The following is a 13413-nucleotide window of genomic DNA, read 5'->3' as shown; positions in this document are numbered from 1 at the left end:
ATGAAATGCTAGGCCTGACTATGCAGAAGAGTATGGCTTAGTATTTCGTCAATTTCCTGAACATCTACAGAGCCTTCTTCATTGAAAGTTTGAAGATTTACAGGCATGGTGGTATTGACCCGAAGGGGATCATATTTGGCCTTCACACGAACGTAATTCTCTGTCCAGCCATGCATTTGTCCCTCTGTAACGTCATCTTCCCACAAGACTGTTTTTTCTCTACCAAGCTGAGAATCGTAAAAAGCTCTTTTCTTTTTCTCTGAAAGAATATGAAGCATTTTTGAGCGTCGGGCCTTATCTGCCTGACTGACCTTCGGGTGAATATCTACTGCATCTGTATTTGGCCTTTCAGAATAGCTAAAGACATGCAGGTAGCTGATATCCAATTCGTTGAGAAATTGATGGGTTTCAAGAAAACGCTCTTCCGTTTCGCCGGGATGTCCAACGATAACATCAACACCTATGCAACAGTCGGGCATAAGCGACTTAATTTGTTCAACTCGATCGATATACAAATCCTTTTTATACCGGCGTTTCATCAGCTTCAAAACCTCGGGACTTCCGCTTTGAAGTGGAATATGAAAATGTGGAACAAAGCGTTTCGATTGAGAGACAAACTCAATGATTTCGTTGCTCAGTAAATTTGGTTCAATGCTGGAAATTCGGAACCTCTCAATTCCTTCAACTTCATCTAAAGCTTTACACAGATCAAGAAAGCTCTCTTTTCTTTCTTCATTTTGTAGACCAAAATCGCCAATGTTGACACCTGTCAGAACGATCTCTTTGACGTCGTTAGCGGCAATTTCTTGTGCGGCTTTTATGATGTTTTCGATCTTATCTGACCGGCTTTTGCCCCGAGCCAGCGGTATGGTACAGTAGGAACAAGGGTAATCGCAGCCATCCTGAACTTTCAGGAAAGTACGTGTTCTGTCGTTTAATGAGTAAGACGTATGATAATCAAGCTTTTGTTCAATAGAGCCTGCATAAACTTTCTCTTGTGCAGGTTTGTCTGATGGTTCTTTTTTGAAATCATCAATCAGGTCAAGCAAACGAAACTTTTCTGCTGCTCCGAGTACGGCATCTACTCCGGGGATTTCGGCGATTTCCTGTGGTTTTAATTGGGCATAGCAGCCGAGAATAGCCACGTAACCATCAGGATTGATGGATTGAGCTTCCCTGACAATTTTGCGGCATTTCTTATCGGCATTATCGGTGACCGAGCAGGTGTTGATAATAAAAATGTCGGGTTCGTCAGCAAATTCTACTTTTTGATACCCCTTCTCCTCAAACATTCTTCCGATGGTTGAGGTCTCGGAATAGTTTAATTTACAACCTAGCGTATAAAATGCTACTTTCTTACTCATGCGGCTGCAAAGTTAAGAAATATTGATATCGATTTTTTGTATAATCCGTTCAAAATAAAAGCCCTCCGTCTCCGAAGGGCTTTTGATATCCATAACTGAGTTTAATCTTAAACGTCAGCAGTTTTAACTGTTTTGATGATACGGGCAGCCACTTTGTAAGGGTCTGCGGCAGAGTTTGGTCTTCTGTCTTCCAACCATCCTTTCCAGCCTTTCTGAACAGCGGCGATAGGAATACGGATAGAAGCACCTCTGTCAGATACACCGTAAGAGAACTGGTCGATAGACTGAGTCTCGTGCTTACCAGTCAAACGAAGGTGGTTGTCAGGACCGTAAACTGCAATATGCTCTTTCACGAATGGCTCAAAAGACTGACAGATTTTGTCATAGATAGCCTTGTCACCAGCAGTTCTAAGGGCAGTATTTGAGAAGTTGGCGTGCATACCAGAACCATTCCAGTCAGTATCGCCAAGTGGCTTACAGTGGTAGTTCACCCAAACACCGTATTTCTCACAAATTCTTTCCAACATATAACGGGCAACCCAGATTTGATCACCAGCTTCAGCAGCACCTTTAGCGAAAATCTGGAATTCCCACTGACCAGCAGCTACCTCGGCGTTGATACCTTCAATATTAAGACCAGCCTGAATACAGTACTCAAGGTGCTCTTCAATGATTTCTCTTCCGTAAGCATTTTTAGAACCTACTGAGCAATAGTATGGTCCTTGTGGGGCAGGATAACCACCGGCAGGGAAGCCTAATGGAAGATTAGTTTCTGGGTCGTAAAGGAAATATTCCTGCTCAAAACCAAACCAGAAATCATTGTCATCATCATCAATGGTGGCACGTCCGTTTGACTCGTGTGGGTTACCGGCAGCGTCAAGAACTTCACACATTACAAAGTAAGCAGGTGTACCTAATTTAGAACGCTCAGGATCCGGACAAATAAATACCGGCTTAAGCTGACAGTCAGAAGAACCACCAGAAGCCTGTTCTGTAGATGATCCGTCAAAAGACCACATATCACAATCTTCAAGTTTTCCGCTGAAGTTATTTTCAATTTTTGTTTTGCTTCTAAGACTTTGAACCGGCTTGTAACCGTCAAGCCAAATGTACTCAAGTTTTGCTTTTGCCATGATGATATTTACGTATTAATAAAATTGATAATCCTAAAATTTGATAGCAAATATATATGATCGGTCAATACATAATTGCCCCAAATCGCATTTTTGTAATTTTTTATTCTAAATTATTAGAATAATGCAATTGTCTATTAGCATGATTCAGAAAGAGGTCAGATTTACTTATCAAGGTAGTCCTGAAAATACTTTTGCTGTAAAGATTTCGAGAGTTTCCGGTCTTCATCAGAAATATTTTCCGAAATAAAAATCTCCTTTTTGCCAATATTGTCAAATAAAATTTTCCGGTCATTTCTTACGAAACCAAAGCCGTCGTTGAAGCTAAAAAATGCCCAATTGGCAAGTTGCGTTCTAAACATGTCTTTGCCCCAATGATACTCTTTATTGTCAAAGCCGAGGGTGCGAAGCAAAGATGTAGCAATGTCGGTTTGAGAAACTACGTCATTGATTTGACGTGAACCTTTTATTGCACCACCAGTCCAGAGAATTGGGATTTTGAAATTATCCGCCTTCAGACCGGTTTCAGGAAGGCGATGCCCGTGGTCGCCGACAACGATAATAATGGTGTTTTCCCACCAGGATTGCGTTTTGGCGGAGTTAATGAATCTGCCAAATTCCTGATCGGCATAATAAAGTGAATTGAGATAGAGGTTTTCTTCGTCATCGCCCTCGAAAATAGCCGAGTCCAGGGGCACATCAAATGGCTCATGACTGCTGATGGTTAGCAGCGTACTGAAAAAGGGATCTTTTCTTACATATTGGTGATTGGATAAAAATTTATCAAAAATAACCTCATCATGTACTCCCCATTTGGTTTGATAGAGTTCTTCAGGGAAATTGTTAAGATCTACAATCTGCTCATAATCAGCTGCGAAAAGATATGATTTGATGTTTGCAAACTCTGTTTCGCCACCATAATAGAATTCGGTGCTATAACCTTCCTGAAGAAAGTTTTTCGTTAATATGGGAAGCTTTTGAGTTTTAGCAGGCTCTTTAATGATCGATTGAGTCGGCTGAGCCGGATATCCACTCAGAATGGCAACCAGCCCCTTGTCTGTCCGGTCTCCGGAGGCATAAGCATTTGAAAAATAATATCCTTCCTTTTTAAATTTGTTAAAGTTTGGAGTTACTTCTTTACCGTTAAATGTTTTGTCCACCACTTTGCCCGTAAAGCTTTCCCAGGCTACTATAAGCACATTGGGCTTTGAAGGTCTGTCTTTGCTGAGAATATCAATGGGAGAGCCTTCCGTCTTATATAGTTTTCTCAAATTTTGCTCTATCTCATCTTTAGGGAGATAGGTGTAAGGGTTAACCTTATCATAAGTGTTATTAACTAGCGAGCTGAAGAAGTTCCAACAGGCATTTACAGCGGAAATATTGGCGAAATTATTATTGGAGAAATATACAGTGCTTTGGTTCATCGGGGCAATCCCAAATCCACCTCTGATTGGAATAATCAAAGCCGCTGTCAATAATAAGGCCCAGGGGATGAATCGCCATTTCTTCGTAAAATTCCAGCTATTCATTTTATTGGCGATAATGCGATAGACGAAATAACTGGCTACGATTAATAAGAGTATATAGCTAAGTATCAATCTTAGAATAGGAGAAGCACTGACAGATGCCCAGGCTTCTCTTGGCGTTTTGAGATAATTTAACGGAGTGGCGTCAAGTCGATAGTCCCATACATTAAAGACCTCAAGATCAATCACGATGATTAGGGTTAGGACAAAAACCATAACCAAAGTGTAGCCAAAAAGGCTACTTTCAAAAATGCTTTTTTTGATAAAATTGGAGAAACTGATCCATAAGAAAGGAATGATAGACAGGTAACCGGCCATTGACATATCCATACGGATGCCATTCCAGAAAGTGCCTGCAAGCATTTCAAGTGTCAATAGTTTGGTTTGATCAATATGGTAACCAAGAAAAACCAAACGGGCACATAAAAAGTACACTACCCAAAAACCAAAGTAGATAAACAAGAACTGAATACGTTCTCTCATAAACAAATCTTCATATTGAATCTCAAAGATAGAAATACTCTTGAAATGGTCTTTGAAAACAAGAGTGTATCAGGGCTTTTCAAAAAAACGGATGTCACATCTTTTTTACTCCATTTTCGTTTAAGTTTGTAAATCACTGACAACAACAGAAATGCAACAAAATCCCGGATTTAGCCAGGCTGAGATTCATAAACTAAGAGAAGAATGTGAGGCAGAAGGTCAAAGTTTCGTCATGGTAGAGGACGAACTGGAGCTGGCCGATAGTGGTGAGTACCTTCAGTTTCAGTTTATTGGTAAATATGAAGGTAAAGAGGTGATCTATGACGCCGCTTTATTCACACTGGAGCTGCATTATCAAAGTCAACTCATGGAATTGGCCGAGCAGCGGGTAGCTAAAATGCACAAAGGTTTTGTGCCTTTAGATGAAAGAAAGCCGGGTTACCGTGCAAAACCTGAAATTGATGAGCTTGTTCAGGAATTCATGGAAGAAATAGAAGAGGAAGACTCCCTGAAAGTATCTGAATTTATAGAACTAGATGCTGATTTCGAATTCGGAATAGGGCTGGAAGTGGCTCTTAATGTAGAAGAAATTAACTCACAAGTGATCGCCGAATTTATCAAAGATTTCAATGCAGGCACATTTAAGCCTGATACGAACCTTTACAGTTTTAAGCAGGAAGATTAATGCAGCTTTTTTATCGGGAGAATTTTGCGGAAGTAAAACAACTGGATGATACAGACTCCAAACATTGTATCAAAGTACTTCGCAAAAATGTTGGTGACGAGATTTGGGTTACTGACGGCAAAGGAGGAATGTACCACTGCCGAATTGAAGACGCCAATCCTAAAAGGACCGGGCTGTACATACTGTCAGAAGAACAAGGATTTCAGAAAGCCAAAAGGCGAATCCATCTGGCAATAGCTCCAACTAAAAATCTTGACCGGATAACTTACCTTGTGGAAAAGGCAACTGAAATCGGGATTTCGGAAATCAGTTTTATCCTGACTTCTAATTCAGAAAGAAAGGTGGTTAAAACAGATCGTATTGAGCGGGTTGCCATTTCCGCGATGAAACAGTCACTAAAGGCGTATTTGCCAAAAGTGAATGAGATGATCTCAATTAATCAGTTTTTAGAAGAAAATACAGCGTCTCAAAGATTCGTTTGTCATTTGAGTGATTTGTCAAAACCATTGACTGAGCACAAGATTGAAAGCGATGTTTGTCTATTAGTCGGCCCTGAAGGGGATTTTGATCCTTCCGAGTTAGAAATGGCCGCAAAGGCAGGTTTTGAACAAGTAAGTCTTGGCGATAGCAGACTAAGAACAGAAACCGCCGGACTTGTGGGGGTAACCCTCTTAAATTTATTATAAGAATGAAGAAAATATTAGTCTTTTGTTTTTCTATACTTTGTTTCGGGCTCTCGGCCCAGAAATATTCGGTGAAGATTGGGAAACTTAAATATGGAGGTGGGGGAGATTGGTATGCGAACAAAACGTCACTACCTAACCTGATTGAGTTTTGTAACAAGAATCTCAAAACCAATATTTTTCCTGAAGAAGACATTGTAGAGGTTGGCAGCCCCGAGATATTTCAATATCCGCTGGTTCATATGACTGGCCACGGTAACGTTGTTTTTACTGCTCAGGAGGCCGAAAATCTTAGGAAATATTTGATCTCAGGTGGTTTTCTGCATGTTGATGACAACTATGGTTTGCGGAAATTTATTGAGAGGGAAATGAAAAAGGTTTTCCCTGAAGCAGAATTTGTAGAGCTTCCTTTTTCGCACCCGATTTACCATCAGCGATATGATTTTAAAGATGGATTACCAAAGGTGCATGAGCATGATAATAAACCACCTCAGGGCTATGGACTTTTCTATGAAGGACGTCTTGTGAGTTTCTTCTCTTTTGAGTCTGATCTTGGCAATGGCTGGGAAGACCAAAGCGTTTACGGTGACCCTGAATCTGTACGCCAAAAAGCTCTTCAGATGGGGGCTAATATTGTGACGTATGCGTTTACAACGTATCAGTAAGTCTGAATTTTTCGGTAGCTAAAAGGCTCTCTGTAGAAATACGAGCAGGTAAAGAATCGTCAAATGAATAAATGGAAAGTAGCTTTCTGGTTTTCACTGACACTTTTGATGTTTTTAGTGCTGTCTTTAGTTTACTTGCTTATTGACCAAGGGCTCACTTTGACTTATCGAGAGGTAATTCACACCGAAACTCAACAAGATTTAGAACAGTTAATACTTATAATTAATAGCACCGATTTAACTAAAAAACGAATTGAATCTGAATTGCTCAACTTCGACCAGTTTGAAGTTATAGACTTTGAATCAGATACAATTTCTTTTAACCACATCTATCTCATTTTTCAAAAAGACTCTCTGAAAATAGTTAGGAGGGAATAGAGTTCTTATTTAATACATCATTAGGTTTATGTGAATAAATGCTTTCTAAAAGGAAAGGCCTTGATTCAAGCGAATCAAGGCCTTTTTAATAATAAGCCAATTAATTATTTGATATAACTGAAATCCTGCCCACTCACCATTTTGGTAAGCACTTCGTAATACAAGTCAATGCACGACTGAATATCCTCTTTTGAACAGGTTTCAACTGTAGTGTGCATATACTTTAAAGGCAATGAGATCAATGCCGAAGGTACACCCTCGGCTGAATATGCAAAAGCATCCGTATCTGTTCCGGTAGATCGACTTGCAGCCTGTAACTGGACTGGAATATTCTTCTCCTCAGCAATATCCATGATGAAATGAAGCAGGTTATTCTGAACAGCAGGTCCGTAAGTCAGAGCAGGTCCTTTTCCACAAGCAGTATCACCCGATTTTTTCTTGTCATACATCGGCGATTGAGTATCATGTGTTACATCGGTAACGATGGCTACATTTGGTTTCAACCTTCTGGAAATCATTTCTGCTCCCCTCAATCCAATCTCCTCTTGAACGGCATTCACGATATAAAGCGTAAACGGAAGCTCAACATTATTCTCTTTCAGCTTCCTGGCAACTTCAGCAATGACATAGCCACCCATACGGTTATCTAAAGCTCGACCGGTGTAGTATTTTCCGTTCAGCTCTGTTAAGCCATCTTCAAAAGTGGCAACAGTACCAACGGTGATTCCCATTTTCTCAACTTCTTCTTTATTGCTCGCCCCTACATCAATAAAAATGTTATCAAGCGATGGTGCTGCTTCTTTGGTCCGGTTTCTAACATGAATAGCCGGCCAGCCAAAAATTCCTTTGACTATGCCGTTTTTACGAGTATGAAGGTTCACTCGCATTGATGGAGCGATTTGATGATCAGAACCACCATTTCTTATGACATAGATATATCCTTCAGGTGTGATATAATTCACAAACCAGGCAATTTCATCGGCATGGGCCTCAATGGCTACACTGTATTCTTTTCCCGGATTTATAACTCCGACAGCCGAGCCGTATGCATCGGTGATAGTTTCGTCAATGTATGGTCTGATATAATCCAGCCAGATCTGCTGACCTGGATGCTCAAAGCCTGTGGGAGAGGCATTATTAAGGTATTTGTAAAGAAATTCGATGTTTTTCTCCATGTATTCAGTTTTAATTTCTGTTTTAGCAAAAATAGAAGAAGACCTTACCTTTTGAAATCAAATCTTCAGAATTCATCTAAGATTAACATGAAAAAGGCAGCTTTCTATCCGAAAGCTGCCTTTGAAAAATATCTCCGTGATAAATTTTACTTTTCAACAAAAGTCAAACTAGCCGAATTCATACAATATCTCAATCCCGTTGGTTTTGGGCCATCAGGGAAAACATGGCCTAAATGGGAGTCGCAACGGGCACAAACAACTTCCTCTCTCACCATGCCCAAACTGGTGTCTCGGATAATTTTGACATTACAAGGGTCTATAGGCTGGTAATAAGAAGGCCAGCCCGTTCCGGATTTGTATTTGGTTTTTGAATCAAAAAGTGGCAGGCCACAGCCGATACAATTATAAATACCCTCTTTTTTATTGTCCCAGTAAATTCCGGTGAATGCTCGTTCTGTACCTGCCTGACGGGCCACGCGGTATTGCAGGTCATTCAACTGATTTTTCCATTCAGCATCCGTTTTGGTTACTTCTTCTATATCACAGTTACTGCGATCAACAGAAGCCCCTTTTTGGGCGGATGAATTACAACTTAAAAGGCCGAGAACGAAAAGGAAAATAAGATTCTTCATAGAAATAAAAAGCGTTTTGAATTACATACGAATTCAAAACGCTCAAAGTTCTGTTTGGTGATAACTTAGTCTCTTGGCTTTCTCAAATCACGGGCTTTGATGGTATAGTTCCATCTTGGTTTCCCCTCATTATCAATAATGTTGATTTTCAATGATCGGTCTGTTCTCGGTCCACTAACTTCAAAAATGCCAAAGTTATTTAAGTCCTCAACGATGGTGTCGGGAATTAAATCAGCGGAAACCCGTTCTTCATCACGGGGCTTTGCCATTCCACTGGTTAAAGCTGAAACGGTAATATCATATAAAGGATAAGTGCCTTCACGGTCTAACTTTCTCAAAGCCGTATGGTGACGGTCACCGGTTAAGAAAACTACTCCGCTGATGTTGTTTTCAGTGATTCGATCTAAAAGCTTTTGTCTTTCTGCAGGGAAAGTGGCCATATTCTCAAAGTCGGCTGCCGGGTTAATTACTTGCCCACCAGCCACTACAAATTTGAAAGGAGCTCTGCTGGCTGCCAGGGCATCAATCAGCCAATCGGTCTGTTTTTGCCCGAAATAATCCTTTTCCTCATCGCTTAGGTAGTTTGGAGCTCTGTACCACCGGTCATCCAGAATAAAAAACTGAACATCTTCCCAGAAGAAAGTCCCGGTGACGGCTTCATCTTCGTAGATATAATTCGGATTTCCCCAGTTGTCTTTAAAGGCTTCTAGAGTCCAACTTTTACCCCAGTAGCTTCTGTCTGCGTCATTTGGTCCGAAATCATGATCATCCCAGGTTGCGTAATGATGCGTATTGGCAAAAAGCTTTTGTAACTCGGGTTGTCTTTTAAAGTCTATATAGCGTTTGTAAATGCCGCTTCTGGTATTCCAATCGACCTCCCTGAGGTAAATATTATCACCACCCCAAACCATGAAATCTGGGTTTTGCTCATAAATTTCATCGAATATTTTAAAACTGTTTCCATAAGGCTTTCCAGGACGGTCAAACTCCGGCTCGTTTGTATAAACACAGCTACCAAAGGCAAATGTAAAAGCGGGAGGATCTGTTCGGTATTGCCAAAGCGTTTGGGTTTGAAACTCCAGCGGGTAATCAAATTTTTGCTTTATTCCATTAAGGATCAACTCATATTCATACGTTTTACCCGGTAAAACATCTTCCAAAACAACCTTACTAATGAAGTAGTTGTCTTTTTGAGTTAAATGAGGTGTTGATGAGAATTTGTCATTTTCATTTCCTTTCTCCCAATAGTTGTATTTGACTACAGCTGGTTTTTCGGTTTGTACCCAAAGCAAGACCTCCCGCATTTCTGAATAGCCAAGCATAGGGCCGGCAAGGAGCTGAGCAAAGAGCTGATTTGAAAGAAAGAGAAGGAAAAGAACTTGAATTAGTCGTTTTTGAAGCATTTATATTTGGTTTATTGTCCAAATATAAGAGCCCGAAAAGATAGCTTTCTATATCTTTGCCGAAATTTAACGAAAAGGAAATCTTGTTACAGAAAAAGGAAAACGGATACTTTATTCAGAATCAATCAGTCAACTCTCTGATTGAGCAGTTTGGGTCACCACTCTATGTGTATGACGGCCAAAAAATTGAAGAGCAGATAGCTTCTATGAAAGATGCTTTCAAAGAGGTGGATGTCAAATTAAAGTTTGCCTGTAAGGCCCTCACTAACATTAATATCCTCAAGTTAATGCTCAAAAATGGAGTGGATATTGACGCCGTTTCTATAGAAGAGATAAAATTAGCTCTGCATGCTGGTTTTCAGCCTTCTCAAATTCAATACACACCCTCAGGAGTAGCTTTTTCTGAAATAGAGGAAGCTGTGGAGCTAGGTATTCGATTAAATATTGACAGTCTTCAATTATTGGAAAAAGTAGGGGAGACCTACGGTTCAAAGCTACCGGTAGCTATTCGATTAAACCCTTCCATTATGGCCGGGGGCAATCTGAAAATTTCTACAGGTCATGCTGATTCAAAGTTTGGAATTCCGATCGATTACATTGATCAAATAGTAGAGTTGGTTGAAAAATATGACTTAAAGATTGTTGGGCTACACCAGCACAATGGTTCAGATTTCAAAGATGGCTCTGTGATTGTTACAGCAATGAAGAAATCTATTGAAGTCGCTGAAAAGTACTTTCATGATCTTCAGTTTATAGATATGGGATCTGGCTTCAAAGTAGCCTATCACGAAGAAGATCACATTACCGAAATTCATGAATTGGCGAAGTCAGTGGTGAAAGAGTTTCATGATTTTCAGGAGCGTTACGGACGAAAAATAGAGCTTTGGTTTGAGCCTGGTAAGTTTTTGGTAAGCGAGTCGGGTACGTTTTTAATGACCTGCAATGTGGTAAAACACAATCCAAACAGAAATTTCGTTCACGTGGATAGCGGCTTGAATCACCTGATTCGCCCAATGATGTACGATGCTTATCACGAGATTCTTAATGTTTCAAATCTTGATGATTCGCAAACCGAAAATTACGATGTCGTAGGCTATATCTGCGAAACGGATACGATGGGTAAAGACAGAAAACTACCTGTTGTGAAACCCGGCGATATCATTGCCATGAAAAATGCCGGAGCTTACTGTTTCAGCATGTCTTCGAATTATAACTCTCGTATAAAACCCGCTGAGGTATTGGTTTATAACCGCAAAGCTCAGCTGATCAGAGAAAGAGAAAGCATGGAGGACATTTTCAGACATCAGATTGAAGTGACTTTCTAAAGCGAGTCAAAAATTCTTAGAAAGACTGCTCATTTGAGCAGTCTTTTTACTTTTTTCTCTTGAATAGAGTATAAACATATTCCCTCGTATTTTTTGACGGCATGGTGTAAGTGTAATCGAAGGCTTCAATAAGTTCAAAGTCTTCGCCTATTCTTTCCTTAATCATTTCTGCATTGTATCTGAAAACGGGTAATCCGCTACAGGAGGTAGCTCCTTCCAGATTAAAGGCTGCAATAATGACAAATCCCTCTGGTTTGACCACTTTTCTGACCAAGTCGAAATAGGTTTTTTGTTCTTGAGGGGTATGGAAAAAATGCAATACCGCTCTGTCGTGCCAAAGATCTATTTCTTTAAGACTTTGAAGTTCTTTGGGATTTGTAAGGTCGTCTTCAATCCATTGAAGGTCAGAAGCTTTTTCACCCAATCTGTTTTTCAGTAGCTCAATGGCTGTTGAACTGAGATCATTAATTATGATATTCTGAAAACCATTTTTTAGCAATTCGTCCACCAAGGTCGTAGCCCCTGCTCCGGCATTGAAAATTCTGGCATTTGATTTTAAGCCTGTCTTCTCAATTAATTGCAGTGATGGTAAAGGGTTTTCTTCATACCAGCCCAGTTGTTCAAGGGCTTTTGATTCATAACTTTTATTCCAATGCTCTTTTAAGTGCTGAACTTCTGTTTGTTTTGGTTCAGAAGAACAACAACAAGAGTCTTCGGCATTGATATCGCAAGAAGGGGCTTCCTTTAGGTTTGAATCCATTTTTCTCTTTTTTATCCTCGAAAATCCTACCCAGAAATAGTTGTAAGGAACTCGCTCAAAAGAATGACTGATATTATTTTAACCGATACTTCTATTCTGGCAGACAAAATTCAAAGTCTTCTTGGAGAATACTTGTGACTTCAATCACACAGAATAACTTTGTTCTACATTCAACCAAAACGCAAAGATGATTACCGTAGGACTCGTAGGGTTCGGCCTCTCTGGTCGCTGGCTTCAGGCCCCTTTTTTCGTATTAAATCAAAATTATAAGTTAAAGTCGATTGTGACCTCGCGGCCTATTGATGATCCTCTTTTTGAAGGTACTAATGCCGCCGCAAGTATCGATGAATTAATTGCTGATGAGGAAATAAATTTGATTTCAATTTGTACGCCTTCAAGCACACATTTTGATTATGCAAAAAGGTCACTGGAGGCAGGCAAGCATGTTTTAGTAGAAAAACCAATGACAGCCACTTATGAAGAGGCTCAGGAGCTCATTAAAATCAGCAAAAAGGCAGGAAGAGCCCTTATGGTTTATCAAAACCGCCGTTTTGATGGTGATTTTATGACCGCCCAAAGAGTGATTCAATCCGGTGTTTTGGGTGATGTGCATACCTATGAAGCTCGCTGGCATCGCTATAATCCAATCCTTAACCCAAAACCCTGGAAAGAAGTAGTAGCTCCGGCCAATGGAATTATTTATGATTTGGGAGCTCACTTGATTGATCAGGCGATTTATCTGTTTGGAAAGCCGAAGGCAGTAGAAGGAGAGGTATTTACCCAAAGAGAAGGTAGCTCCATTGACGATGCCTTTAACATGAGCATGGATTACGGTAAATTAAAGGTAAAACTCAGCTCGAGCTTAATGATTAAGGATTTTGAACCCCGATACTCTATTCACGGAACGAAAGGTTCTTTTATCAAATATGGTCTTGATCCACAGGAAGATCATCTGAAAGCGGGTTATTTACCCGGAATGCAGGGCTTTGGTATTGAAGACAAAGAAAATGATGGCAAGCTTACCACTAATCTGGCCGGGTTAGAAATGAAAGCCACCGTCTCCACTTTTGCAGGTAACTGGATGCATTTATACGATAACCTTGCCGATGTCATTTTAAACAACGCTGAGCAAATTATTAAGCCTGAAGAGGTGGCAGAGCAGATAAGGGTTATTGAGTCAGTAAAGAGAGGGAATTAAAAG

Annotated in this window: 12 protein-coding genes; 5 read left to right on the top strand and 7 right to left on the bottom strand. The window is 40.2% G+C overall.

Translation table 11 applies throughout. The features are described 5' to 3' along the window. Window positions 1–8: 8 nt before the first annotated feature. The 3 genes from mtaB to AFM12_RS03280 form a co-directional block, all read right to left on the bottom strand. The gene (mtaB, locus tag AFM12_RS03290; RefSeq protein ID WP_055143874.1) at window positions 9–1364 is read right to left on the bottom strand and encodes a tRNA (N(6)-L-threonylcarbamoyladenosine(37)-C(2))-methylthiotransferase MtaB; all 1356 of its coding nucleotides are present in this window, start codon (window positions 1362–1364) and stop codon (window positions 9–11) included. Between the two features lie 107 nt (window positions 1365–1471). After that, window positions 1472–2497, bottom strand: coding sequence for a glutamine synthetase beta-grasp domain-containing protein (locus AFM12_RS03285; RefSeq protein WP_055143872.1), 1026 nt, complete (start codon window positions 2495–2497; stop codon window positions 1472–1474). Window positions 2498–2661: 164 nt separating this feature from the next. Then, the gene (locus AFM12_RS03280) at window positions 2662–4506 is read right to left on the bottom strand and encodes an LTA synthase family protein (RefSeq protein ID WP_055143870.1); all 1845 of its coding nucleotides are present in this window, start codon (window positions 4504–4506) and stop codon (window positions 2662–2664) included. A gap of 151 nt (window positions 4507–4657) precedes the next feature. Between AFM12_RS03280 and AFM12_RS03275 the strand changes: the two genes are divergently transcribed. Genes AFM12_RS03275 through AFM12_RS03265 form a run of 3 tightly spaced genes read left to right on the top strand, consistent with a single transcriptional unit; the run spans window position 4658 to window position 6539 of the window. Next, window positions 4658–5191 (top strand): hypothetical protein, encoded by a 534-nt coding sequence (locus AFM12_RS03275; RefSeq protein ID WP_055143868.1) that lies wholly within the window; start codon window positions 4658–4660, stop codon window positions 5189–5191. Next, window positions 5191–5877, top strand: a complete 687-nt coding sequence (locus tag AFM12_RS03270; protein ID WP_055143866.1) for a 16S rRNA (uracil(1498)-N(3))-methyltransferase — start codon at window positions 5191–5193, stop codon at window positions 5875–5877. Before AFM12_RS03275 ends, AFM12_RS03270 begins: the two co-directional genes overlap by 1 nt. Window positions 5878–5879: 2 nt before the next feature. Then, window positions 5880–6539, top strand: coding sequence for a DUF4159 domain-containing protein (locus AFM12_RS03265; RefSeq protein WP_055143864.1), 660 nt, complete (start codon window positions 5880–5882; stop codon window positions 6537–6539). A 482-nt stretch (window positions 6540–7021) separates the two neighbouring features. On the opposite strand, the gene AFM12_RS03255 is transcribed toward AFM12_RS03265, so the two are convergent. From AFM12_RS03255 to AFM12_RS03245, 3 genes are all read right to left on the bottom strand, one after another. Next, a complete protein-coding gene (locus AFM12_RS03255) occupies window positions 7022–8092 on the bottom strand; it encodes a M42 family metallopeptidase (protein ID WP_055143860.1) in 1071 nt (356 codons plus the stop codon). A gap of 146 nt (window positions 8093–8238) precedes the next feature. After that, window positions 8239–8724 carry a peptide-methionine (R)-S-oxide reductase MsrB gene (gene msrB, locus AFM12_RS03250; RefSeq protein ID WP_082391171.1) on the bottom strand — a complete coding sequence of 162 codons (486 nt, stop codon included), beginning with the start codon at window positions 8722–8724 and terminating at the stop codon, window positions 8239–8241. A 65-nt stretch (window positions 8725–8789) separates the two neighbouring features. Continuing rightward, a complete protein-coding gene (locus AFM12_RS03245; RefSeq protein ID WP_055143858.1) occupies window positions 8790–10127 on the bottom strand; it encodes an alkaline phosphatase D family protein in 1338 nt (445 codons plus the stop codon). Window positions 10128–10210: 83 nt separating this feature from the next. Here AFM12_RS03245 and lysA point away from each other — a divergent pair, with 83 nt between their 5' ends. After that, a complete protein-coding gene (lysA, locus tag AFM12_RS03240) occupies window positions 10211–11452 on the top strand; it encodes a diaminopimelate decarboxylase (protein WP_055143856.1) in 1242 nt (413 codons plus the stop codon). Between the two features lie 46 nt (window positions 11453–11498). On the opposite strand, the gene AFM12_RS03235 is transcribed toward lysA, so the two are convergent. Continuing rightward, the gene (locus AFM12_RS03235) at window positions 11499–12212 is read right to left on the bottom strand and encodes a class I SAM-dependent methyltransferase (RefSeq protein ID WP_082391170.1); all 714 of its coding nucleotides are present in this window, start codon (window positions 12210–12212) and stop codon (window positions 11499–11501) included. 187 nt (window positions 12213–12399) lie between these two features. Here AFM12_RS03235 and AFM12_RS03230 point away from each other — a divergent pair, with 187 nt between their 5' ends. Beyond that, window positions 12400–13410 carry a Gfo/Idh/MocA family oxidoreductase gene (locus tag AFM12_RS03230; protein ID WP_055143854.1) on the top strand — a complete coding sequence of 337 codons (1011 nt, stop codon included), beginning with the start codon at window positions 12400–12402 and terminating at the stop codon, window positions 13408–13410. Window positions 13411–13413 lie beyond the last annotated feature (3 nt).

The organism is Jiulongibacter sediminis (assembly GCF_001306455.1).
In the GTDB taxonomy this organism is placed as follows: Bacteria; Bacteroidota; Bacteroidia; order Cytophagales; family Spirosomataceae; genus Jiulongibacter; species Jiulongibacter sediminis.
Note: the sequence above shows the minus strand (reverse complement) of the source record. Positions and strands in the feature narration are given on the sequence as shown.